Source organism: Nocardia pneumoniae NBRC 100136, assembly GCF_000308755.1.
Taxonomy (GTDB): Bacteria; Actinomycetota; Actinomycetes; order Mycobacteriales; family Mycobacteriaceae; genus Nocardia; species Nocardia pneumoniae.
In genome coordinates this window covers 244,813-268,246 of record NZ_BAGF01000058.1, presented here as the reverse complement: position 1 = coordinate 268,246, position 23,434 = coordinate 244,813, and the positions used below count along the sequence as shown (strand labels likewise).

Sequence of the window (23,434 nt, the reverse complement as noted above, 5' to 3'; positions counted from 1 at the left end):
ACGACCCCACGCCTCATCCGGCGGGCTTCGCCTTCGGATCACCGTGGCGGTGGGCCGGGTTGGGTTAATCCGGTTTCCCGTGCAGTACATCGCGCTGGTCGCGGCGGTGATGGCCTACGTCGCCGCGCTGATCAACTAGCGCCGTGGGTCGACGGTGGGACGCGTGCAAAGGGGCCGCCGTGACATCAGCGCTCTTCGACACAGGCCTTGTTTGCCTTGCTGATGGCTGGGTGTAGGTGCGATGTGGATGGACTGCCGACCGGCGGGAAATGGGAGGAATCGGGCGAAACTGGTGGATTCTGTTTGATTGCTGTGGGCGGTGGAATAGCGCTAGTAACGTCAACTGAGCAGGGCAAACGGGCTGTTAGCCCCCTGGTATCTGGATGGCTGCTATGACGCTCGAAGCCGAGTTGCGGTGCTATCGCTCCCGGGGCGGGAGCGTCGGTCGGCGGGGGCTTGGAGGGCTGTCATGACCGCGGGAATCACGGAGAACGGGATGCGCTCGGTCTTGCGGGCCGCCTGCGTGAGCGTGGGGATCGACTCCGCGGGCGCGGAGCCGGTCGGCTCGCAGACGGTATTCAAGCTGCACGACGGCATTGTGGCGCGGATCGGCGGTCGGGCGGAGAAGCTGGCGGTCGGGCGGGAGGTCGCCGTGGCCCGGTGGCTGGAGACGTGCGGGGTGTCCGCGGCGCGCTTGGTGCCGGATATCCCGCAGCCGGTGGTGGTGGATCGTCGTGCGGTGACCTTCTGGCAGGACCTGCCGCCGCATCATCCTGGAACGCCCGTCGAGATGGCCAAGGCGCTGGCGCAGCTGCACCGCCTGCCACTGCCGGGGTTCGAGCTCCGTCGCATGATGCCTTTGGCTGGCCTGGAAGAGGAGATCGCCGCCGCGCGGACCGTGACGGAGGAAGACCGGCGCTGGCTGCGCGGGCATCTCGAGGAACTGCGGGGCCGGTGGAAGACGCGGCCCGACGGCATGCCGTGGTCGGTGATCCAGGGCACCGATTGGGGCGAGAACGTCGTGGTCGGTGACGACGGCACCGTGATCCTGGTCGGTTTCGGCCGGGCGGTGATCGGCCCGCCGGAGTGGGACTTGGTGCACACGGCGATCGAGTGCTGGACGGCGGCAACGATCACCGCCGCGGACTACGCCGACTTCTGTGCCGGGTACGGCTGCGATGTGACCCGCTGGGATGGTTTCTATCTGCTACGCGATATCCAAGAGTTCCGGCTGGCTCTGCAATCACTGCGCGCGGCCACGGAAAATCGCGCCTACCAGGGGCAAGCGCGGCGCCGCCTGGAATACATCCGCGGCGACAAGGGCATGCGCCCGTGGCCGGGGTGGGCCGATCTCGACTAGACGGCGTTCCCGGCCCCGCGCACCGTCAGCGCAGGTGCTTCACAAAGCGGTGGGCCGGGACCGGGACCGGGCCGGTGGGGCCGGGTGCCGCATGGGTGAAGGCGCCCTCGTCGACCCAGCCACGGTTGGCGTAGAACCGGCGGGCCCGGATATTGCCGGGGACGACGGCGAGCCAGGCGCGGTCGTGGCCATCGGCGTGGACACGCTGTTCGGCCGCGGTCAGCAACAGCGCGGCCACGCCGGTGCACCGATGCTCGGCGGCTACGTAGACCTGATCGACCTCGTCCCCATCGACCATGACGAAGCCCGCGACCGTGCCGTCCACGGTGGCGACGGTGGTGTCGGCGACCCGGTCGGCCGCGCGAACGTCGAACGAGTCGCGCGGCCGGACGGCCAGTAGGGCGTCGGGGACGTTGCCCAGGTGGCCGTCGCGCCAGCCGTGGTACCAGATCTCGGCGATCGCCGAGGCGTCCTCGGGTCGAGCTGGGCGCAGAACCGGGGCAATGTCCGTCATCCGCCGGACTGTAGCAGCGGACGCGCCGCTGCTAGCCCTGCTGAGTCGGGACCACGATCAGCTCCGCCACATTGACGCGCTTGGGTGCGGCGACGGCGTAGGCGATGGCGTCGGCGATGTCGCCGGGTTCCAGGATCTCGATCGCGGTGCGCCACTGCTCCAGCCCCGCGCGCTGTTGCTCGTCCCGCATCCCCGCGCCGAGTTCGGTGCCGACGAAGCCGGGTTCGATGTTCTTCACCCGGACACCGCGCGGCCCGAACTCGGCGCGCAGGTTGCGGGTCAGGTGCGCGACCGCGGCCTTGGTGGCGGTGTACACGGCGTAGTTGGGGAAGACCAGGTGCCCGCCGACCGATCCGACCAGCACCAGATCCGCTGGCTTGCCCGCGCTCGCCGCCGCGAGCAGATCATCGATGAAGGCGCGTCCGGTGTAGAGCAAGCCGTTGATGTTGGTGCCGACCATCTGGTCCCACTCGTCGGTGAGCGCGGACTCGAACGGCGCGGCGAGCATGACGCCCGCGTTCGCGACGACCAAGTCGACCGGGCCGAACGCCGCACGCACGGTGGCGGCGGCGTCGCGCACCGACTGCTGGTCGCCGACGTCGGCGACCACGGCGAGCGCGTCCCCGCCGATCTCGGCGGCGAGTTCTTCGATGCGATCCTTGCGTCTGCCCAGCAGGGCGACCTTGGCGCCGCCCCGCGCGAGTTGCCGTGCGGTGGCGGCCCCGATTCCACTCGATGCTCCGGTGATGACCGCGACGCGGCCGGTGAGGTTGTTTGTCATGTCCACTACGTTCGGCCTCGCGGCGGCCCCCTGCCAGGTCGCGGACTTCCTGGTAGTCGCGGGGCCACCCAGCCGGGGTGCCGCTCGCCTACGCTCGGGTCATGGACTCCGACAATCGACTGGGCGCGTTCCTGCGGGCGCGTCGTGAGCTGGCGCGACCGGAGGACTTCGGGTTGTCCGGCGGCGGTCAACGCCGCGTCGCCGGGTTGCGTCGCGAGGAGATCGCACTGCTCGCTGGGGTGAGCGCCGACTACTACGTGCGGCTGGAGCAGGGACGCGACAGGCACCCGTCCGAGCAGGTCATCGCGGCGCTGGCGCGGGTGTTCGCGCTGGACGACGAGGGCACGGCGCATCTGCGCGAGCTGGCGCGACCCGTGGTGAAGCGACCGAGAGCGCCGCGCCGCCCCGAACGGGTAGCGCCCGGGTTGCTGCGGCTGATGAACGCGTGGCCGCACACGCCCGCGCTGGTGCTCGGCAAGTACCTGGACGTGCTGGCGGCGAACCCGCTGGCCGAGGCCGTCAACTCCTGCTCGGTTCCCGGGGTCAACCAGGTGCGCATGATCTTCCTCGATCCCGAGGCGCGCGAGCTCTACTCCGATTGGCCGACCATCGCGGCCGACACCGTCGCGAGCCTGCGGGCGACCGCGGGCGCCGACCTCGACGATCCGCGCCTGACCGAACTGGTCGGCGAATTGTCGCTCAAGAGCGAGGATTTCCGGCAGTTATGGGCGCGCCACGACGTGCGAGTGAAGACCGCGGGGGTGAAACGGTTCCGCAACCCGATGGTCGGCGAGCTGACTCTCTCCTACGAAACACTCAGCGTGAACGGCGCGCCGGGGCAGATTCTCATCGCCTACCACGCGGAACCCGGTTCACCCTCCGAACGCTCACTTGCCTTGCTGGGCAGCCTGATCGCGGACAAAGCGTCCGACGAGGACCGGGACGCACGACATTCCGCCGGGCAACCCGGTGCTCACCGGCAAAAGGGCTGAGCCGAAGGCTTGTTCACCGCGCGGTGACCAGTTGACGCGGTGTGGGACGGCGCGTCGCCCTCGTCGGCGTCCGAGCCGACGGCAAACGTTGCCGCGCTAGCGACGCCTCCGCCACCGTGACCCATCACGGCGAGCAGCGCATGCTGGAGGCGGAATCGGAACAGTCGCGCGAGGTTGTGCGCGAGCAGCCCGCCGCGTGCCGACAGTGCGCACAGCGCGAGCGCCTACCCGGTGTGCGCTGCCGCGCGAGAGACCGAATCCCGCGCTGCTGCCGGTGCTTCCGATGCCGGTCAGCGAGCGCCGACCCTCGATCTCGTTCGCAGGGCGGCACGCAGCTGCGCCCGAATGTGGCTCTTGCCGATCTCCGATGACGACACGGCGTCCAGGTGATTGTCGCCGCGGACGAGGTCGTTCTGGCTGGCCGGAGGAAGTCGAGGCAAGGAGTGCGGGCTTCGGCGAACGAGGTTTCCCGGCGTGGGCCCAGCCCGGTTGGTCTTGTCGTACCCGCGTGATTGGCTGTGCTGGGCAGTCTTTCGAGCACGACGGAGGTGGGCGTGGTAGCGATCGACTTCGAGCGGGCGCGGCGCGGGACCACACCGGTATCGGTGTGGCGTTCGATCACCGCGCGAGGACTCGGTGGCGTGCCACCCACGGCGCTGGTGCTGGCCGGGATCGTCAGTGTGCAGGTGGGGGCGGCGCTGGCGAAGCAACTGTTCTCGGCGACCGGCGCGGCGGGCGCGGTCACGTTGCGGCTCGTGTTCGCCGGAGTCGTCCTGCTGGTGTTCTGGCGCTCGTCGCTGCGGGTCGAGCGCGGCGCGCTGCCGGTGGTGCTCGGGTACGGCGCGGTGCTGGCGTCGATGAACCTCTCGTTCTACGCGGCGATTGATCGGATTCCGCTCGGGATGGCGGTGACGATCGAATTCCTCGGACCGCTGACGGTCGCGCTGGCGGGGTCGCGGCGCTGGATCGACCCGGTGTGGGCGGTGCTGGCCGGTGCGGGTGTGCTGCTGCTGACCAGGGCGGACGGCGACGTGGATTGGGTCGGCGTGCTGTTCGCGCTCGCAGCGGCGGCGTGCTGGGCGGGATACATCCTGCTCAGCGCCGCGCTGGGCGAGAAGACCGATGGCGGCGGTGGACTGGCGCTGGCCATGGCCTTCGGTGGTGTGGTGATGCTGCCGGTCGGCATTGCCGACGCGGGGACCGCGCTGCTGCAACCTGCGGTGCTCGCTGCCGGGTTCGCGGTGGCGATGCTGTCATCGGTGCTGCCGTACTCCGTGGAGTTGGAAGCGTTGCGGCGGATCTCACCCCGCGTGTTCGGAGTGTTGATGAGCTTGGAACCCGCGGTCGCGGCGGTTGCGGGCTTGGTGGTTCTCGGCCAGGTCATGAACCTCGGACAGTGGACGGGAGTGGCGTGTGTGGTCGCGGCGTCCGCGGGCGCGACGCGCACCGAAGCGAAGGATTGACGCACGGTTGCGCGGGATACTCCGCTGCCATTCGTGGCCGAGCAGCAGCACGACGTATCAGCGGAGGGCGACGTTCTGGTCGCTGTTCGGCGGTTCGCACCCTCTCGAGGCCGGGCGGGAGTGAGGATCTAGGTACCTCGCCGGTGCGTGTGCCCGGCGCCGGGACGACGAGCGAAGGATGGGACCACCGAGATGCGGATTCGAGTTGGCGCGGCGGCGGTGTTCGCCGCCGCGGCGGCGGTCACGTTGAGCGCACTGCCGACGGCGGGAGCCACGGTGACGCAGGTCGGAATGTATCCCGGCATCAACTTCGGGATGGCGACGAACTACGGAACCGGTTGCACGTACACCGCGAGGGCCACCGTGACCGATCTCGTCGCACCGGTCGTCTTCTACGACAACGGTGTTCCCTTCGGCGTGGTCCAGCCCTCCGGCGGCGTCGCTTTGATCACCTGGGTGCCCGCCACTCCCGGGCCGCACACCGTCAGCGCGGTGCAAGAGCCGGACGCGTCGTTCGTGGCGAGCATCGAGGTCACGGTGGGCAACGGGGTCCATCTGGGTTACGCCTGCGCCGTTTTCGGCGGATGACCGAAACCCTAGGGCTGGCCGGTCCATGCCCTATGCCCCGGTAATGTCGATTGCGCGGTGCTGACCTCGACCTTTCGTGCTGGAAGGAAGTGAGCATGCGAACCAACAGACCGATCGTGGTCGGTGTGGACGGGTCCGCGGGATCGGCGGCGGCGATCGCGTGGGCGGCGCAGGCCGCCGCGCAGCATCGAGCGCCGCTGCGTCTGGTCCACGTTCTCGATCCGGTCGCCGACTACGGGCCCGGCATCACCGAACCGCTGACGAGCACCGACTACGCGCGCATGGAAGGCCACGGTCGCTGGGTCCTGGACACCGCCACCCAGGAGGCGTTGATCGCGCTTACCGGCCTGCGCGACATCGAGGTGACCACCGAATTGGTGCACGAACCGGTCGGTCCGGCACTGCTGGACCGCACCGGGGAGGCCCGGATGATGGTGGTGGGCACCCGCGAGCGCGGCACCATGCGGCGCGCCTTGCTCGGCTCGGTCAGCGCGGCGCTGGCCCGGCGGTCGCACTGCCCGCTGGTGGTGGTCCGGGAGGGCGCGCCGCTCACGCGGGAAGCCAGGAAGCAGCCGATCGTCGTCGGCGTCGACGGCACCGAAATCAGCGAACCCGCCATCGAGGCGGCGCTGCAGGAGGCATCGGCGCGGGGCGTGCCGCTGCTCGCACTGCACGTGTGGACCGGTGTCGAACTGCCCGTGCCGGGTGCCGAGCGCACAGCCGATCCGGACAAGCAGCTCGTGCTCGCGGAAAGCCTGGCCGGATGGCAGGAGTGTTTTCCCGATGTCGAGATCCAGCGGGAGATAGTCACCGACCGCCCGGAACACTGTCTGCTGGAACACTCCGAGCGGGCGCAGCTGCTCGTGGTCGGCAGCCGGGGGCGTGGTGGATTCGCCAGCATGCTGTTCGGTTCGACGAGTCAGGCGCTGCTGCTGTCGGTGCGGTGTCCGATCATGATCGTTCGCGACCGCACGATCACGGTCCGGCACCTGCCCGACTGAGCCTCACGCACCGGTCGTCGAGCCGGGACGGACGATCATCAGGACGGTGACCACCGCCCACAGCAGGTTGAACACCCCGGCGTCCATGGCGAGGCGGCGGATCAGCGCCGGGGTGGCGCCGGTGCGGTCGGCGAGGATCTTCTGCTGGCCGGGCAGCACGAGCAGGGCGAGCACGCCCGCCGCGGCCGCGGTCAACGCGATCGACACCACCAGCCACGCATCGCCGAGCACGCCGAGGCTGAGCGCGGTGAGCAGACCGAACACCGGGACGACGATGCCGATCATGGCATAGACCCGGCAGATGCGATGCAGGGTGCCGAGGACGGCCGGGCTGTGGTCGGCCGCGGTCGCGGCGAGCGCACGGCGGGTGGTGGCGGGAAACATGCTGGCCGCGACCGTCACCGGGCCTACGGCGATGATCGCGGCGAGCACGTGGACCGAGAGCAGGAACTTCGTCACGGCGGTCGAGACTAGCCAGAGCGGCGTATCGGGAGGAACTGGCGGAACTGCCATATATCGGTCGATTCTCGCCAACTCGCGTGAGCTGGGAAGAAGTATTTCCTGCCAGATAGGACGCATTGGCTGGATTCGACCGAATAACTACGCTATGGCCATGCATACCGTGGCCGTACTCGCCTTGGATCAGGTCATCGCGTTCGACCTGGCCACGCCCGTCGAGGTGTTCGGTCGCACCCGGCTGCCCGATGGGCGGCCCGCCTATCGCGTGCGGGTCTGCGCGCACCGATCGACCGTCGATGCCGGGGTGTTCACGCTGCGAGCGCCGTGGGGGCTCGACGCGCTGCTCGAGGCGGACACGATCATCCTGCCGGGCTGTGCGGACCCTGGACTGCCGGTGCCGGACGAGGTGATCGACGCGTTGCGCCGCGCCGCCGCCGCCGGTACCCGCATCGCCTCCATCTGCTCCGGCGCCTTCATCCTCGCCGCGACCGGATTGCTGGACGGTCGCCGAGCGACCACGCACTGGCTCGCCGCCGGGGAACTCGCCGCCCGCTATCCGGACATCGAGGTGGACCCGGACGTGCTGTACGTGGACAACGGATCGTTGCTCACCTCGGCGGGCGCGGCGGCGGGAATCGACATGTGCCTGCATATGATTCGCCGCGACTACGGCTCTGCCGTCGCGGCCGACGCGGCCAGGACGGCGGTCGTCCCGCTGGAACGGGAAGGCGGACAGGCGCAATTCATCGTGCACGACCAGCCGCCGACCCCGCGCGGCTCGGCACTGGAACCGGTGCTGCGGTGGATACAGGACAACGCCGCGAAGGACCTGTCCCTCGACGACATCGCCGCACACGCCGGGATGAGCACCCGCACGCTGAACCGCCGCTTCCGCGAGCACACCGGAACGACGCCGTTGCAGTGGCTGCTGCGTGCGCGCATCCGGCAGGCCCAGCACCTGCTGGAAGCCACCAGCCACCCGGTGGACCGGATCGCGGGCCAGGTCGGATTCGGTTCGCCGACCGCGTTTCGCGATCGCTTCAAGCGGGTGGTCGGCACCAGTCCGCACAGCTACCGGGCGGCCTTCCACGGCTCCGGCGCGGACCGACCCGGGTAGCGGTCGCGGCCGGGTGCGCGAAACCGGCCGGAACCGAGCAGGTCTCGGCGACCGATGAGTTCTCGCGCTTCGCTCCGTCGGATCAAGCGACACACGCACACACTGATCCAGGAGTAACACGATGAGGAAGATCACCGCAGGACTGTTCATCGCGCTCGACGGCGTCATCGAGGACCCGCAGGACTGGCACTTCCCGTATTTCGACGACGACATGGGCGCGGCCGTCGACGCCCAGCTCGGTGCCGCCGACACGCTGTTGCTCGGGCGCAAGACCTACGACGGCTTCGCGGGCGCATGGCCGGAGCGGGAAGCCGCGGGCGGCCCGGACGCGCCGTTCGCGAAGAAGCTGGGCGACGCGCGCAAAATCGTGGTGTCACACCAGGATCTCGACTTCAGCTGGCGCAACTCCGAAGTGCTGAAGGGTGATCTGGTCGAGGCGGTCACCGCGTTGAAGAGCGAGCCGGGCGGCGATATCGGCATGAGCGGCTCGGTCTCGGTGGTTCGTCAGCTCCTGGACGCGGGCCTGCTGGACGAACTGCACCTGCTCGTCCACCCGATCGCCGTCGGCAAAGGCGAGCGTCTGTTCGAGGACGGTGGGCCCACGATCCCGCTGCGCCTGCTGTCATCGCAGACCTTCGCCACCGGCGTGCTGCACCTGGTTTACACCCGCGACGACGCCGCGCCCGCCGGAACCTACGAGGACGCGAAAACCCATCTGTCGCAGGATGACCAGTAGCCGCCCCGCCGTGCGTTGCGAGGGAGCGGTCTTTCCCGAACTCCACCTGCCCGGCGCCGAAGTGGATCCGGTCGGCGCTGGGGCAGGTCGGTCGCCGGTCGAACTCGGCGGGAAGGCGGGGCTGGATCGGGCCGCGATCGGACCGATGCGACTCGGCTTCCGGTCAGCGCTCTGCGGCGGCGGCCATGGTGAGCAGCAGATCGCGTAACGCCCGCTGTTGCGTTTCGGTGAGCGAGGTCAAGGGGGAGCTCGCGCCGAGCAATTCCAGCGCGTCATCGCGTCGGCGCTGACCGGCAGGGGTCAGCACGATCTGCTTGGCGCGGCGATCGCTGGGGTGCGGCTCGCGGCGGATCAGGCCATGCTGCTCCAGCCGGTCCAGGACGAACGTCGCGTTGGACGGCTCGCAGGACATCCGCGCCGCCAGCTCCCTGGCGGTGATCGGTTCGGACAGTTCGCGTAGCGCGATCACCTGCGAGGGGGTGAGCTCGAGCTGTTCGGCGACGCGGCGGACGTGCACGTCGAGCCGATGGGTGAACTGATGCACCAGCTTGCACACGTCGCGGTCGAGTTCGGTGTCCACCACGGGATCGGGCTGCCGCGTCATTGCTCCGAGTCTAGCGCTTTCGATTCGAACTGTGATAGTTCTAGTTCGTATCATTCTAGTTATAACTATCTGGAAGGCGTGTGATGCGGCCCGCGGTGTTTTCTCTGATGCTGGTGGTGTTCAGCCTGACGACCGGCGAGTTCGTGATCGCGGGCATCCTGCCCGAGGTGGCGGGCGGCCTGGGGGTTTCGGTGGCGTCCGCGGGAGCGCTGGTGACGGCGTATGCGATCGGCATGATCATCGGCGGTCCGGTGGTGACGGTGCTGACCGCGAGGGTGGCGCGCAAGCCGTTGGTCGTCGGATTGGTGTCGATCGCGATACTGGCCAATCTCGGCTCGGCCTTCGCGCCGAATTACGCTGTGCTGCTGGCCATGCGCGGTGCGGCGGGTTCGGTCGTCGCCACCTTCTTCGCGGTCGCGGTCGCCACCGCCGTGTCGACCGCCCAGCCGGGTACCGAGGCCACGGCCGTGGCGCGCGTTGCTCTCGGCATGAATCTGGGCATCGTGCTGGGCACTCCGCTCGGCGCGGCAATCGGTCAAAGTCTGGGCTGGCGAGCCACTTTCGCTGCCGTCGCCTGCTGTGCGGCAGCCGCGGTACCGCTGGTGTTGCGCTTCATGCCGGATCAGCCGGGCTCGGCGGCGGGCTCGATCCAGCATGAACTGCGCGTTTTCGCCGACGGTGATGTGCTGTGGGCGATCGCGCTCACCGCTGTCGGGAATGTCGGTGTCGTCATGGTCTTCACCTACATCACGCCGTTGCTGACCGAGGTCGGCGGCTTCCCGGCGGGCGCGGTGCCGATACTGCTGCTGGTCTACGGCGTCGGTGCGGTTCTCGGCAACCAGCTCGGCGGCAAGCTCGCCGACCGGGCTCTGCTGCCCTCGGTGACCGGACTGCTGGCCGCGCTCGCCGGGGTGCTGCTGCTGTTCTGGTTGGCGGGCGGAGTCCGAATCGCTACGGCGGCACTCACTTTCTTGCTGGGTGTCCTGGCATTCGCCGTCATCCCCGGCATGCAGGCACGGGTAGTGACCGCGGCCACGGCCGCGCCGACCTTGGCCGTCGCCGTGAACGCGTCCGGATTCCAGCTCGCCGCCGCGGGCGCGGGCCGGATCGGCGGGTGGGTGATCGGCGACGGCGCGGGCGTGCGGTGGCTCTATCCGGTGGGCGCGGTGCTCACCGGATGCGGGATCGCCGTGGCGGGTTGTCTCCTGTGGCGCGACCGCCGAGCGAGTTCGCGCCGGGAACCGGACCGGCAGGCGGAATTCGAGAACGGTTAATGGCCGAGCGCTTTCGCGACGATGCCACCGGTGACGGCTTTCGTCAGATAGTTGGTGGAGTCGTGCGGTGACGCGCCGTTGTCGAAGTGCTGCTCGGTGACCGGGGTGACGGCGGCCCCGGGGTACGGCGGAAACAACGGAGCCAGGTCGAGGTGGGCGGCAACGAGGTCGTCCTCGTCGACCACGTTGTGCCAGCCGGTCACCGATCTCGGCACGCTGCACGGCTGCGGGTGCAACCTGTCGTAGATGACGGTGCGCAGGCCGAGCGGCGACCCCATGGTCAGCAGGGTCACCGGGTGCTCGGTGCGGTGCAGGGCTTCGTAGGCGACCACGCTGCCGAGCGAATGCGCGATGACCAGCCGGGTGTCGGGACCGACGTGGTCGAGCACCTGCTGCTGGGCATACGCCCGGATCTCGTCGTCGGTGAAATAGCGGGCGACTTGGGACAGGGCGCGCACGACGAACTTCTGCGCCAGCCCGAAGCCGAACGGCGCGAACCAGCGCAATCGCATCAGCGCGTTGAGGGCCGGTCGCAGTGTCGCCTGCGCTCCTTGCGCCACCGCGTCCGGCGGCGGGGGAGTGCCGAGGCGGCGGGCGGTCGCGCGGTCGCGGGCGTCCCCGGCGTGCACGGTCGCCGTCGCCAGCCATTCGGCGGCCAGCGCCTCCATCAGGTCGAGTTGCGCGTCGTCGAGTTCGGTTCCGGTGCCCTGGGCGCCCTCGGCCAGGAATTGATTGCCGTAGAACGCCATCCGGGTCGAGATATCGCCAGGAGAACCGTTGCGCCACAACCGATCCGCGAGATCCGGCGCGCCGTGGTTGCGTACGCCCCCCGCCAGACCTGGCAGCCAGCGCGCCTCCAGCGTGTCGGCCGATTCCTGTTCCTGCGCGATGCCGTGTACGAGGACGATCGTCGCCACCGTCCCACCCCTTCCGTGTCCCCGGTGTCTTCGACAGTCTCCCTCATCGCGGCCGAAATCGGCAGGGCTGTTTTCCGGACCGGTTCCGGGAACGAATCGCTTTGCTCAGTGGGGCAACCGAATTGGCGTCAGGCGTCCCGCCATTTGATCGAGCAACCCATGCTGGGCCGGTGCGGTTCGGGGACGGGCTTGCCGTCCAGCACGGCCTCGATGGCGGCCCGCAAGTCATTGCCGGTCAACGGCTTTCCATTGCCGGGAGTCGACTCGTCGAAGGCGCCGCGGTAGGCAAGCTCGAGGTTGGCGTCGTAGAGGAAGAAGTCCGGGGTGCATGCGGCGCGAAATGCCCGGCCGACCTGCTGGTCCTCGTCGACGAGGTAGGGGAAGGTCCAACCCGCCCGGATCGCTTGGTCGCGCAGTCGCAGCGGCGCGTCGTCCGGGTAGGCGGTCGCGTCGTTGCTGCAGATCGCCACGGTCGGCATGGACGGCAGGGTGTCGACCAGTTCGCCCAGCGCCGCCTCGATGTGTTTGACGTAGGGGCAGTGGTTGCAGGCGAAGACCACCAGCAGCCCGGGTCCGCCCGCGAAGTCGTCGCGGGAGTAGATCCGCTGGTCGAGATCGGGAAGCGAGAAATCGGGTAGTGCGGTGCCTAGGGGGACCATGAGTGAGGTATGCGCCATGGTGTGCCTTCCGTCCGGATCGAAGACGACAGCGGGGAGCCTAACCCCGTATCGTCCCATTCGTCGGAAATACGCCGATGAACCGTCGCTCGGCGTGGCGGACCAGCTCGAGCCGGAGCGAAGGCGCGGGTACGCCTACCCGGCCAAGTCCGACGGATCGGTGTTCGCCCCGCAGAGAACCACGCACACCCGTTCGCCAGGGGAGCGCCGGAACGCCGGTTCATCGCCGAGGATCGCGGCCAGAGCGGTCGCCGCGGCGTGCTCTACCGCGATACGGCGCTCCTGCCACAGCCCGCGGCGGGCCGCGATGATCGCGGCGTCCTCGACCAGCACCGACTCGACGTCGTACCGGCGTGCGGCCGCCAGCGCCAGCTCCGAGGCGCGCCGGGCGCCGAGCGAGTCGGCGGCGATCGAGTCGACCTCCACGTCGACGATCCGTCCCGCCGTGATCGCGGCGTGCAGAGCTCGGCAGCGGGCGGGCTCCACGGCGACGGTGCGGACGCCGTAGTGATCGGCCGCGGTGGCGACGCCGGAGAACAATCCGCCTCCGCCGACCGCGACGACGACGGTGCCCAGATCGGGGATCCGCTCGTGGATCTCCGTCATCAGCGTGCCTGCTCCCGCCGCGATGAGCGGGTTGTCGTAGGCGTGGGAGAGCAGAGCGCCAGTGTCGTCGGCGAACTCGCGGCTGGCGGCGAGCGCGTCGGCGTATTGGGTGCCCACCAACCGGACTTCGGCGCCATAGGAGGTCAGCCGGTCCACCTTGACCCGCGGGGCCGTGGTCGGCAGGAACACAGTCGCCCGAATGCCCTGGTTGCGGGCCGCCCACGCGCAGGCAAGCCCGGCGTTTCCGCCCGAGGCGATCGTCACGCCCACCGGCGGCAGCGTGCCGTTCTCCCGGTGGGTGAGCAGGAAGTTCAGCGCGCCCCTGGCCTTGAAGCTTCCGGTGTGCTGCAGGAACTCCAGCGCGAACCACAGCTCGCCCGCGCTGTCGGCCTGCGCCACGGCCACCGGCCTGACCCGGCCCGTCACGCGCTCGGCCGCGGCTTTCACGTCGCTGTGGGTCAGTTCCATGACGCTCCTTGGGATACGGTCGGGTACTCACGGCGGTGCGGCGCGAACTCCAGGGTCAGCAGGGCCGCGGCGGCGACCACCACCTCGCGCCAGCGGATCAGTACGTAGCGCGGCCGCGACAGCGCGTGGAATTTGCGCAGGAACCGGTAGAGCGATTCCAGCCGGATCAGCGGATCGCCCAGGTGCACGACCAGGGAGAGCAGCTCGGCCGTGCGCGATCTGCGTTTCTCGGCGAACAGTTCGGGAAACGGAGCGAAAGCCAGCGAGATCCGGCGGATGTCGTGCGCTTTCGCGTAATCGACCAGATCCACGATCATGCGTTCGTCCAGCCCGTTGGGCGCGTCCTTGCGCCGCCACGGGACGTCGAGGCTCAGTTCCCGCCCGTGCCCGGAACTGCCGTAGCGCTGGAAGCCCGCGGGACGGCCCTCCGGGTGGTCGGCGATGACGACCAGCATGTTCGGGTTTCGTCCGTCGAGCAGATGATCCAGGATCATCGAGAAGCCCCGGTTCTGCCTGCCCCGGCCCCATTCGTCGACGATGGCCAGCAGTTCTCGGCGCCGCGCCTCGGTCAACGCCGATTCGTACACCACCTCGGTGGTGACGCCGGAGTTCTTGGTGCGGTTCACGGCTTGGCGCAGATTGCGGAACTTGCGCCCGACGAGGGTGAACCGGTCGACGTCGAGCACCACGTCGCGGCCGATCGGGACCGCGTGCAGCCCGCGGTGTTCCAGCGCGCGCAGCCGCCACAGGTCGGCCAGTGCGGGGCTCGCGCCCAACACGGCGACGCGCCAGCCGCGGTCGGCCGCGAATTCGGAGAACGCCGTGACCAGTTCGGGGAAGGCGGCGCGGTCGCCGATCGGGTCGCCCGCGACGACCGCGATGCCGAAGCGGGTGCGATACCCGATCGCCGCGGTGGACGACGCGTGGAAGAAATAGGACTTGGATGAATGCAGCGCGAACGGTGCCAGCGGGTCGTCCTCGGTGCGGCCGACCAGTTCGGCCACCCGAGCCAACTCCTCGGGCTGCGGTTTGCTCGACAGCGGCAGCACCAGCACGAAGCCCGTGGCGGACAACAGGACGAAGCCCGCGCCGGGGTGCTCGGCCCGGTAGGCGAGGTGGGCGATCGCCAGCACGAGCACCGCGGACGTGCCGTGCGGCAGGGTGATCGGACGACGCAGATGCAGCCCGCGGGCGATGAACAGGCCGGACAGCGCGAGGGCGGCGAACCAGCTGTGATCGACGCCGTCGTGTGAGGTGGCGTCGGCCTCGTAGGCCAGCGCCACGGCGATCAGGACAGCCACGGTGATCAGCACCGGCCGCATGGCGGGCGCGGCGGTGACCGCGGCTTCGCGGTAACCGCTCAGTGTGGCGGCGCGCAGTGTGCGCGAGCCGGTCATTCCCTGGTCGTCAGACATGGCCGTGCTCCGCCCCCGCGCCGCGTCCCCCCGGCTGTGTCGCCATGGTGGCCTCCCGATGATCACCTACCGACACACTATGCGGATCCAGCGGCGTCATGGGCAATGCCCTTCTCCGAACCCGGCGCGGGCGTGACGGCACGAGTCGCGGAAAAGCGCGCCGAGACGCGAATTCGGACGATTGCCGTCCAATTGCCGATTGCTCGGCGTGTAGCCAGGATTTTCCCCGTCGACGTTGTCATGCTCAGTGCTCTGGCTGATCCGAACCAATCGCCTGGCGAATGGGCGCGACGAGAGGTCCGACTGTGAAACTGAGCTGGCTGGCGCTTCCCGCGCTTTTCGCCGTGACCGTGGTCGGGTGTTCCGACGACCAGCCCGCGAGCACGGAATCGGCATCGACGAGCGCGGTCGCCGCGGCGACGACCACAGCCGCACGCGACCACGACGAAGCGGGTGGCGTGGTCCGCGTTTTGCTCGGTGACACCAAGAAGGTCCCGGTGCCCGAGGACGCGGTGCTCGATATCCGGGCACCGGCGGCATGGGGTCAGGCCGCCAACGGTATTCGCTGCACGGTTACCGATAGTTCCGGACGGAATGAAGATCTGCGTTCATCGGACGTGAAGAAGACCGAGACGGTCGGCGGCACGGAATGGATGACGCTGTGGACGTTTTCCTCCGCGCCGAATGGTGACGTCACCGTCGCGTGCAAGGATCCGGCGTCGAAAATCGCCGCGGCCCATCCCCATCCCTACCTCCGGGTCGTGCCGCGCGGCATCGTCCCGATCCCTGCGCCCGCTCGCTGATCGAACCGGAAGCGAATCGGTCCCCGCAGCGGAGCATGGTCGGATGGTACGTCCGGATGATCGAGGTCGTGCGCCGAAGGCGCGCGAGGGGCGCAGAACTGTCGGTGGGCTGACGTAGCGTCGGCGGCGTGAACGAGGTCGGAGCGGGCGCTTACCGCGAGCGGAGGTCGCGGTACGAGGGCGCCGTGCTGTGGACCAAAACCGTCGATGGACGCAGTCCGGCGCTGCCCGTGCTGCCGGACGGGTGCATGGATCTGATCTGGATGGCGGGGCGGCTGGTCGTCGCGGGTCCGGACACGCAGGCCTACCACCCCGCCGAGCCGCACGGCGGCCGGTACATCGGCATCCGGTTCTTCCCGGGCACCGCGCCCGCGCTGCTCGGCGTCCCAGCGTCCGAACTGCTGAACCAGCGGGTCGATCTCGCGGATCTGTGGCCGTCGGCGGCGGTCCGGCGGCTGATCGGTCAGCTCGAGTCCGCCGACGATCAGAGCGTGGCGCTGGAACGAATCGTGCTGCGGCGGTCGGCCGATGCCGAACGCGCCGATCCGCTCATGCGGCGCGTGGTCGACGCTCTGGCGGCCGGGTGGCCGGTGGCCGCGGTCGCCGACGCGGCGGGGCTGGGCGAGCGAACCCTGCACCGGCGCTCGCTGGCCGCATTCGGCTACGGCCCGAAGACGCTGGCCAGGGTGCTGCGCCTGCAACGTGCCCTGGCCGCGGCGCGCAACGGCGTCCCGCTCGCGGACACCGCGACGCTGGCGGGATTCGCCGACCAGGCGCACCTGTCCCGAGAGGTGCGCGCGCTGGCCGGGATTCCCTTGGGTGAGTTGCTCGCCCGGTCCTAGGCGATCCGAGCTCCCCGGGCGCGATCAAGCCCACCGGCGCGCCGACTTCGACGGCGCGACAGGCGTTATTCGGCGGCCGTGGGGAGCGCGGCGTACAAGTCGACGCCGTTGCCGTCGGGATCGTGCACCACCGCGTACCGCTGCCCCCAGAAGGCGTCCCACGGCTTCAATTCGCCGTGGTATCCGGCGTCCACCAGATCGGCGTACACGGCGTCGACCTCCGCGGGGTCGGCGCAGCGGAACGCGATCCCCAGGCGGCCCCCTCCGGTCGGCGGCGTCCACTCGGCGTGGAACGACCTGATGACGGCCTCGGTGTCCAGCGTGAGCCGCAGGCCATGGGGCAGGGCGGCCTCGACGTGCCCCTCCTGTTCCGCACCCGAGGGGAAATCGAGGCCGAGACGGCGGTAGAAGGCCACCGAGGCGGCCACATCGGTGACGACGATGCCGATGACGTCGAGTCGTGGAGTCATACCGGCAGGCTAGGCAGGGGCGCGCCGGACAGTCTTGAACGAATCGGACAGCGTTCAGCGTGCGGGCACGGGGACCAGCTCGGCGATCAGGTTCTCCACCAGGATGCGGATGTGGTCGCGGATGGTGCGCACCACGTCGATGGTCTGACCGGCCGGGTCCGGCAGCACCCAGTCGCGGTAGCTGATACCGGGGAAGAACGGGCAGGCGTCGCCGCAACCCATGGTGATCACGACGTCGGAAATGCCGACCGCGTCCACGGTGAGCGGCTTGGGGGTGTGGCCGGAGATGTCGATGCCGATCTCGGCCATGGCGTCGACCACGGTGGCGTTGAGTGTCTCGGCGGGTGCGCTGCCCGCCGATCGCACGTCGAACCGGTCTCCGGCGAGTGCGGTGAGAAACCCGGCGGCCATCTGCGAACGGCCCGCGTTCTGCACGCAGACGAACAGCACACTGGGCTTGTGGGACATGCGAACGCCTTTCGATGAACAGGTGGAGCCTGCGTGTGCTGGCCGCCGGACGGGCCGTCCGGTGTGGTGGTGGAGCCGAAACGCTGTCGCAGCGTATGAGATACGTATACCAGCGCGCCGCGAATCGTTACCGCGGGCCGTGCGTTGACGCGGGGAAGTACGGAAAGATCGCAGGTCACGGCCCGAAGGCGTTGCCGCGCAGCCGTTGCGAAAGGTCGGCGCCGTGGCGTGGCGGAGCCGACCGGACGGTGATGGCGCGGCGTTCGCCGTCATGATCCGTGACCGTCCGCTGTGAAACGGTGGTACGTCTCTCCGGGACAGGTTGGCGCACTTCGGATTCCAACTGCGGCCGGACGCCGCCGCCGCTCGCACCGCCTACGAGAGGTCCGGAACGCGCCCCTGAGGACGCGCCAGCACGTCAGATCGGACGCATATCGATCATCTTGCGCAGTCGCCTGCGGTCGTGTTCCAGGCGGCGTGCCTCATAGGCGATCGGGAAGTAGCGCAGCCGTTCCGGAAGCAGCGGGACGATCCGCGCGATCAGCCAGCCGAGCGCTCGAAGTTTGCGCTCATCGGACGCCGTCCAGGTCAGGCCCAACTTCTCCCGTGCGGCCTCGGGGGTGGTGCCCACCGTCACGAAATACTGGAGCCATCCCACCGGGGCCACCGCCGCCTTCCAAGCCGGTCGTAGGGCGCGCGGCAGCTGCTTCGGCGGGGCCACCGACCGGATCACCCGGAGGTAGTCCCGCGCGGTGTCGGTCGCCACCAGGTGGTTGGCGACGGTGTCGGCGAAGAACTCCTCGAACGCGGCGTAGTCGGCCGGGATCTCCTTGGGCGGCACGGAGAAATTGCGCATCAGCTGCACCGTCTCCTGGAAGTACGCCTCCTTCTCGGCCGCGGTGAGCGGGCGGCGGGCGAAGTATTCCGCGCTCTCGGTGAATGCGAACGTCCCGGTGTGCAGCACCCAGGCCCACGGACCGCTGGACAGCGCGGTGTGCCGCACCCCCTTGGCGTCGGTGGTGTTCAGCGACGCGTGCAGTTCCCGGAGCCGGTCGGCCTCGGCGAGCGCCTCCTCGCCGCCGTAGACCCACATCATCACCGAGGCCAGGCTGCGCACGGCACGGCCCATCGGGTCGGTGCGGAAGGTGGAGTACTCGTCGACCACCGCGGAGATGGTCGGCTCCATGGTCTGCAGCAGGAAGGCCGAGCCCGCGGTGAGCGAGAACGTGATCAGGCCGGTCTCGTCCCACATCCGGGTGCCCGGTCGGATCGGGCGGCGGGGCGGGAGCGCTCGTTCGGTGGCTTCGGGTGCGACGGACGCGGTCATCGTGATCTCCCTTGATCGACCGGCTCAAGATAATGAGATGATAACAGTAACAATCTCTCATCGTCTATTCATGGTCGCGTCACCCGGTGCCCCTAGGCTGGCAGGCATGACGACCGAGTGGCGCAGTCGTACCGGCCGGATCGGGGTGCTCACCGGCGCGGGCATCTCCACCGATTCCGGTATCCCGGATTTCCGCGGCCCGCGCGGGGTCTGGACGAAAGACCCGATCGCCGAACTGCTTTCCACCTACCAGAACTATGTGTCCGACCCGGAACTGCGCAAGCGTGCCTGGCTGGCCCGCCGGGACAATCCGGCGTGGCAGGCGGTGCCGAACCCGGCGCACAACGCGCTGGCCGATCTGGAACGAGCCGGTCGGGCGGTCACCATCATCACGCAGAACATCGACCGCTTGCACCAGCGGGCGGGGTCATCGCCGGAGCGGGTGATCGAGATCCACGGCAACATGTTCGACGTGGTCTGCGTCGACTGCGACTACCAGACCACGATGGCCGCCACGCTCGAGCGCGTGAGCGCGGGCGAACCCGATCCGCCCTGTCCCGGCTGCGGCGGCATCCTGAAGGCCGCCACCGTGATGTTCGGCCAGCAGATGGACCGGCGCACCATGGCCAAGGCCGTCATCACCGCGGAGACCAGCGACATCTTCCTGGCCATCGGAACGTCGTTGCAGGTGGAACCCGCCGCGTCGATGTGCGCGGTCGCCGTGCGCGGCGGCGCCGACTTGGTCATCGTCAACGCCGAGCCGACGCCGTATGACGAACTGGCCACCGAGATCATCCGTGAGCCCATCGGAACCGCCGTGCCGCACCTCGTCGCCGAGATCCTCGCCGCCTGATCGCTGAATCCGGCAACCCGCCGCGGCCCTGGCGTTCGCGTCAGCCGACCGGGCCGAGCACCCGATCGAGGTAAGTGTTGGCGAAACGTCCCTTGGGGTCCAATCGACGGCGCACCTCGGCGAACCGATCCCAGTCGGGGTAGCGGTCGCGCAGCGTCGCGGCGGTTTGGAAGTGGCGCTTACCCCAGTGCGGTCGGCCCTGGTAGCGATCGAAAACCGCTTCGCAGGCACGGAAGTACGGCTCGAACTCCATGCCGCGGTACTGGTGCACGGCGATGTAGCAGGTTTCCCGGCCGCCCGCGGGGGAGAGGAACGCGTCGTCCGGCGCGACCCACCGCACTTCGATGGGCATCGGTGTGTCGAATCCGGTCGACAGTTCTTTGATCTCGCGTATCGCGTCGGCGGAGTGCTCGCGCGGGATGGCGTACTCCATCTCGGTGAAGCGGATCAGCCGCGGCGACGCGAACACGCGGTAGGACCGGTCCACCTGGCGCCGGTAACTACCCGCGTAGGCCGCGCCGCGGTGGATCAACGGGACCAGGCGCGGCTGTCTGCGGCTCAGCTTGCACAGGCCGTCGAACAGATAGTTGGACATCAGGATGTCGGCGAACCAGTCGACGGACTTGGCGCGCGGCCGCTCGGGCAGGGACACGCGGTTGTTGCGCTTGGTCATGGCCAGCGAGCTGTGCGCGAACATGTAGAACTCGAAATGCTCGTTGCCGTCGACGAAGGAATCCAGGTCGGCGAGCACCTCCTCCACGGGAACCGGGCGTTCTATGCCCTCCAGCACAAATGAGGGCACCAACTGCAGCGTCACCGCGGTGACGACACCCAGCGCGCCGACGCTCACTCGTGCCGCGCGCCATCCGTCCGGGTCGGTCTGCTCGTTCAGCTCGACCCGGCTGCCGTCCGCGAGCATCAGTTCCACGGAATGCACCGCGGCGGAGAGGTTTTGCAACGTCGCGCCGGTGCCGTGGGTGGCGGTGGCGGTGGCGCCTGCCACGGTCTGGGCGTCGATGTCGCCGAGGTTCGGGAAGGCCAGGCCGTGTTCGTGCAGCGCGGTGCTCGCGGCGTTCAGGGTGATGCCCGCTTCGACCCGGACGAGGCCGGTTGCGCGGTCCACGTCGAGAACGCGGTTCAGCCGCGCCAGGCTCAGCAGCATGCCGTCGGTGAGGACGGCGTCGCTGAACGAGTGACCGGTGCCCGCAACGCGCACGATGCGCCCCTCGGTCTCGGCGTTGCCGAGCAGATCCGCCAGTTCGTCGACCGAACGCGGTGTGGCCACCATCGCGGGCGTGCACTGTTGATCGCCGGCCCAGTTCACCCACGAATTGGTCATATGACCAACTCTACGGGAGCGATCGTGACGCGCGCTACTTATGTCGTGATTTCGCTACCGCTTGCGTCCCCCGCAGGTCACGTGCTGCTTGGCCTGTTCGACTTCCTCGTCGGTCAGCGGCGGGACGACGAGATGCTGGCGTGGCGTGCCGTCCGCGCGCACGCCATTGAGCGCGATGGCCATATAGCGCTGCCACACATCCGGATTGACCGGCCTCGCGAACTCGGCCACGCCGTCGACCATGTGCACGAGCGCGAAGAAGTCCGACGGCTCGATGCCCTCGGCGAGGACTCCCGCGTCGCGCGCTCGCGCGCAGATGGCCGTCACGGTGGGCTTGATCCGATCGCGCACGACGACGAAACGGTCGGTATCGTCCTCTTCGAGTTCGAGCATCACCTCGCTGAACCCGCGGTTGGTCGCCATATGCCGACAGGCGTACTCGAAGAACTCGACCAGTCCGAACCAGGGATCGGGATGTCGGTAGGCGGCGTCGGCGGCGTCGGCGAACTCGTTCAGGTTCTGCTCGAAGACTTCGACGATCAGTTCCTTCTTGTTCGCGAAGCGGCGGTAGACCGTGCCGACGCCGACGCCCGCACGCTCGGCCACGTCGTCGAGGGTGATCTCGAGCCCGTGATCGGCGAACAGTTCGCGCGCCGCGGCGATGATCCGCTGTTGATTGCGCGCGGCATCGGCCCGCAGGCGCCGGGGTGCAGAGGCGACCGTGGCGTGATTCACATAGCCATTCTATCAATGTCCGGGATTAAGTGGAGGCGTTGTCTCCGTTAACGTGATAGATTTCTCGGTAAGTGGAGCTATCACCTCCGGATCAACGCTCGAGACAAAGGGGACACATGACTACCGCGATCGACCGTGGGGCGCCCGCGCCCGAGAAGACGGGAAGCGGCAGGCGCGGCTCGCACGCGCTGCGCTGGTGGGTACTCGCCGTCCTCGGCGTCGCTCAGCTCATGGTCGTGCTCGACGCGACCGTGGTGAACATCGCGCTGCCCGCGGCCCAGCAGGACCTCGGCTTCAGCGACGGCGACCGCTCGTGGGTGGTCACCGGGTACGCGCTGGCGTTCGGCAGCCTCCTGCTGCTCGGCGGACGGCTCAGTGACCTGTTCGGCAGGCGTAACACCTTCATCATCGGCCTGGTCGGTTTCGCGGTGGCCTCCGCGATCGGCGGCGCGGCCACCAGCTTCGAGATGCTCGTCGCGGCACGCGTCGGTCAAGGTGTCTTCGGCGCGCTGCTGGCGCCCGCCGCGTTGTCGCTGCTCACCGTGACCTTCACCGAACCGTCCGAGCGGGCGAAAGCGTTCGGCATCTTCGGCGCGGTCGCCGGTACCGGCGGCGCCATCGGCCTGCTGCTCGGCGGCGCGCTCACCGAATGGGCGTCGTGGCGCTGGGTGATGTTCGTCAACCTGGCCTTCGCGGCCGTCGCGCTGGTCGGCGCGGTACTGCTGCTGGCCAAGCATGCGAGCACCGAGCGGCCCAAGCTCGACATCCCCGGCACCATCGTGGTCACCGCGGGCCTGTTCGGCATCGTCTACGGGTTCTCGCACGCGGAATCGGACGGGTGGAGCAACGGCGTCACGCTCGCCTTCCTGATCGGCGGCGCCGCGCTGATCGCGGTGTTCGCCTGGCTGGAGACCCGGGTCGCGCATCCGCTGCTTCCGGTGCGGATCGTGCTCGACCGGATGCGTGGCACCTCCTACCTGACGGTCTTCGTCATGGGCATCGGGATGTTCGCCATCTTCCTGTTCCTCACCTACTACATGCAGCTGACGCTGGGCTACTCGCCGATCATGACCGGCGTGGCGTTCCTGCCGATGGTCGCGGCGATGGTCGCCTCCTCGACCACCGCCCCGTCGCTGCTGATGCCGAAGATCGGACCGAAGATCGTGGTCAGCGGCGGCTTCCTGGTCGCGGCGGCAGGCATGGCCTGGTTGACCCGGATCGGTTTGGACACCGGCTATGCCACCCACATCCTGCCCGCCCTGATCTTGCTGGGTCTCGGCCTCGGCGGCGCCATGTCGGTCGCCTTCCAGGGCGCCACCTCGGGCGTGCAGCATGAGGACGCGGGCGTGGCCTCGGCCATGATCAACACCAGCCAGCAGGTCGGCGGGTCGATCGGCACGGCCCTGCTCAGCACCATCGCCGCCTCCGCGGCCGAGGACTACCTGTCGGTCCGCAAGCCGGATCCACTGACCATCGCCCAGGCCGCGATCGAGAGCTACACCACCAGCTTCTGGTGGGCCACCGCGATCTTCGTGGCAGGTGCCTTCCTCACCGCGGTGCTCATGCCGAGTACCGCACCCGTGCCCGCAGAGGGTGAGCCGGTACTCGCTCACTGACGCCAAGGC

General features: G+C 69.0%; 25 protein-coding genes. 12 read left to right on the top strand and 13 right to left on the bottom strand.

What is annotated here, in order from left to right; all coding sequences use genetic code 11:
* The first annotated feature begins 469 nt into the window (after positions 1-469).
* A complete protein-coding gene (locus tag ON34_RS19615; RefSeq protein ID WP_040781146.1) occupies positions 470-1,360 on the top strand; it encodes a phosphotransferase in 891 nt (296 codons plus the stop codon).
* 25 nt (positions 1,361-1,385) lie between these two features.
* Here ON34_RS19615 and ON34_RS19610 read toward each other — a convergent pair whose 3' ends face one another.
* Positions 1,386-1,874, bottom strand: coding sequence for a GNAT family N-acetyltransferase (locus ON34_RS19610; protein WP_040781143.1), 489 nt, complete (start codon positions 1,872-1,874; stop codon positions 1,386-1,388).
* A 31-nt stretch (positions 1,875-1,905) separates the two neighbouring features.
* Complete coding sequence (locus tag ON34_RS19605; RefSeq protein ID WP_040781142.1) at positions 1,906-2,655, bottom strand: SDR family oxidoreductase; 750 nt, start codon at positions 2,653-2,655, stop codon at positions 1,906-1,908.
* Between the two features lie 101 nt (positions 2,656-2,756).
* Here ON34_RS19605 and ON34_RS19600 point away from each other — a divergent pair, with 101 nt between their 5' ends.
* From ON34_RS19600 to ON34_RS19585, 4 genes are all read left to right on the top strand, one after another.
* Entirely contained in the window at positions 2,757-3,647 is an 891-nt protein-coding gene (locus tag ON34_RS19600; protein WP_040781283.1) for a helix-turn-helix transcriptional regulator, read from the top strand.
* 554 nt (positions 3,648-4,201) lie between these two features.
* A complete protein-coding gene (locus ON34_RS19595; protein ID WP_040781281.1) occupies positions 4,202-5,110 on the top strand; it encodes an EamA family transporter in 909 nt (302 codons plus the stop codon).
* Between the two features lie 192 nt (positions 5,111-5,302).
* On the top strand, positions 5,303-5,698 hold the full coding sequence (locus tag ON34_RS19590; protein ID WP_040781140.1) for an Ig-like domain repeat protein: 396 nt from the start codon (positions 5,303-5,305) through the stop codon (positions 5,696-5,698).
* 95 nt (positions 5,699-5,793) lie between these two features.
* Positions 5,794-6,699 carry a universal stress protein gene (locus ON34_RS19585; protein ID WP_040781138.1) on the top strand — a complete coding sequence of 302 codons (906 nt, stop codon included), beginning with the start codon at positions 5,794-5,796 and terminating at the stop codon, positions 6,697-6,699.
* Positions 6,700-6,702: 3 nt separating this feature from the next.
* Here ON34_RS19585 and ON34_RS19580 read toward each other — a convergent pair whose 3' ends face one another.
* The gene (locus tag ON34_RS19580; RefSeq protein ID WP_040781136.1) at positions 6,703-7,158 is read right to left on the bottom strand and encodes a hypothetical protein; all 456 of its coding nucleotides are present in this window, start codon (positions 7,156-7,158) and stop codon (positions 6,703-6,705) included.
* A 154-nt stretch (positions 7,159-7,312) separates the two neighbouring features.
* Here ON34_RS19580 and ON34_RS19575 point away from each other — a divergent pair, with 154 nt between their 5' ends.
* Positions 7,313-8,275, top strand: coding sequence for a GlxA family transcriptional regulator (locus ON34_RS19575; protein ID WP_040781277.1), 963 nt, complete (start codon positions 7,313-7,315; stop codon positions 8,273-8,275).
* A gap of 121 nt (positions 8,276-8,396) precedes the next feature.
* A complete protein-coding gene (locus ON34_RS19570; RefSeq protein ID WP_040781134.1) occupies positions 8,397-9,011 on the top strand; it encodes a dihydrofolate reductase family protein in 615 nt (204 codons plus the stop codon).
* Between the two features lie 163 nt (positions 9,012-9,174).
* Here the strand turns inward: ON34_RS19570 and ON34_RS19565 are convergent, their stop codons facing one another.
* Positions 9,175-9,615 carry a MarR family winged helix-turn-helix transcriptional regulator gene (locus ON34_RS19565; RefSeq protein ID WP_051022858.1) on the bottom strand — a complete coding sequence of 147 codons (441 nt, stop codon included), beginning with the start codon at positions 9,613-9,615 and terminating at the stop codon, positions 9,175-9,177.
* A gap of 107 nt (positions 9,616-9,722) precedes the next feature.
* Between ON34_RS19565 and ON34_RS19560 the strand changes: the two genes are divergently transcribed.
* A complete protein-coding gene (locus ON34_RS19560) occupies positions 9,723-10,889 on the top strand; it encodes an MFS transporter (RefSeq protein WP_245548098.1) in 1,167 nt (388 codons plus the stop codon).
* On the opposite strand, the gene ON34_RS19555 is transcribed toward ON34_RS19560, so the two are convergent.
* The 4 genes from ON34_RS19555 to ON34_RS19540 form a co-directional block, all read right to left on the bottom strand.
* Positions 10,886-11,806 carry a hypothetical protein gene (locus ON34_RS19555; RefSeq protein WP_040781130.1) on the bottom strand — a complete coding sequence of 307 codons (921 nt, stop codon included), beginning with the start codon at positions 11,804-11,806 and terminating at the stop codon, positions 10,886-10,888. The two genes, ON34_RS19560 and ON34_RS19555, sit on opposite strands and share 4 nt — an antisense overlap.
* Positions 11,807-11,934: 128 nt before the next feature.
* Entirely contained in the window at positions 11,935-12,483 is a 549-nt protein-coding gene (locus ON34_RS19550) for a thioredoxin family protein (RefSeq protein WP_040781128.1), read from the bottom strand.
* 135 nt (positions 12,484-12,618) lie between these two features.
* On the bottom strand, positions 12,619-13,557 hold the full coding sequence (locus ON34_RS19545; protein ID WP_040781126.1) for a threonine/serine dehydratase: 939 nt from the start codon (positions 13,555-13,557) through the stop codon (positions 12,619-12,621).
* Positions 13,548-14,972: a bifunctional lysylphosphatidylglycerol flippase/synthetase MprF gene (locus ON34_RS19540; protein ID WP_040781124.1), complete on the bottom strand. Its 1,425-nt coding sequence runs from the start codon at positions 14,970-14,972 to the stop codon at positions 13,548-13,550. Before ON34_RS19540 ends, ON34_RS19545 begins: the two co-directional genes overlap by 10 nt.
* Positions 14,973-15,277: 305 nt before the next feature.
* Between ON34_RS19540 and ON34_RS19535 the strand changes: the two genes are divergently transcribed.
* Positions 15,278-15,775: a hypothetical protein gene (locus ON34_RS19535; protein WP_040781122.1), complete on the top strand. Its 498-nt coding sequence runs from the start codon at positions 15,278-15,280 to the stop codon at positions 15,773-15,775.
* A 128-nt stretch (positions 15,776-15,903) separates the two neighbouring features.
* On the top strand, positions 15,904-16,617 hold the full coding sequence (locus tag ON34_RS19530) for a helix-turn-helix transcriptional regulator (RefSeq protein WP_040781120.1): 714 nt from the start codon (positions 15,904-15,906) through the stop codon (positions 16,615-16,617).
* Between the two features lie 65 nt (positions 16,618-16,682).
* Here ON34_RS19530 and ON34_RS19525 read toward each other — a convergent pair whose 3' ends face one another.
* From ON34_RS19525 to ON34_RS19515, 3 genes are all read right to left on the bottom strand, one after another.
* Complete coding sequence (locus tag ON34_RS19525; protein WP_040781118.1) at positions 16,683-17,087, bottom strand: VOC family protein; 405 nt, start codon at positions 17,085-17,087, stop codon at positions 16,683-16,685.
* Between the two features lie 54 nt (positions 17,088-17,141).
* Positions 17,142-17,555: an arsenate reductase ArsC gene (locus ON34_RS19520; protein ID WP_040781116.1), complete on the bottom strand. Its 414-nt coding sequence runs from the start codon at positions 17,553-17,555 to the stop codon at positions 17,142-17,144.
* 418 nt (positions 17,556-17,973) lie between these two features.
* On the bottom strand, positions 17,974-18,882 hold the full coding sequence (locus ON34_RS19515; protein ID WP_040781114.1) for an oxygenase MpaB family protein: 909 nt from the start codon (positions 18,880-18,882) through the stop codon (positions 17,974-17,976).
* A gap of 106 nt (positions 18,883-18,988) precedes the next feature.
* Here ON34_RS19515 and ON34_RS19510 point away from each other — a divergent pair, with 106 nt between their 5' ends.
* Positions 18,989-19,735 carry an SIR2 family NAD-dependent protein deacylase gene (locus ON34_RS19510; RefSeq protein WP_040781112.1) on the top strand — a complete coding sequence of 249 codons (747 nt, stop codon included), beginning with the start codon at positions 18,989-18,991 and terminating at the stop codon, positions 19,733-19,735.
* 40 nt (positions 19,736-19,775) lie between these two features.
* Here ON34_RS19510 and ON34_RS19505 read toward each other — a convergent pair whose 3' ends face one another.
* Both ON34_RS19505 and ON34_RS19500 read right to left on the bottom strand, forming a co-directional pair.
* A complete protein-coding gene (locus tag ON34_RS19505; RefSeq protein ID WP_040781110.1) occupies positions 19,776-21,074 on the bottom strand; it encodes a D-arabinono-1,4-lactone oxidase in 1,299 nt (432 codons plus the stop codon).
* A 54-nt stretch (positions 21,075-21,128) separates the two neighbouring features.
* On the bottom strand, positions 21,129-21,809 hold the full coding sequence (locus tag ON34_RS19500; RefSeq protein WP_040781109.1) for a TetR/AcrR family transcriptional regulator: 681 nt from the start codon (positions 21,807-21,809) through the stop codon (positions 21,129-21,131).
* Between the two features lie 116 nt (positions 21,810-21,925).
* Between ON34_RS19500 and ON34_RS19495 the strand changes: the two genes are divergently transcribed.
* Positions 21,926-23,425, top strand: a complete 1,500-nt coding sequence (locus ON34_RS19495; RefSeq protein WP_040781107.1) for an MFS transporter — start codon at positions 21,926-21,928, stop codon at positions 23,423-23,425.
* Positions 23,426-23,434 lie beyond the last annotated feature (9 nt).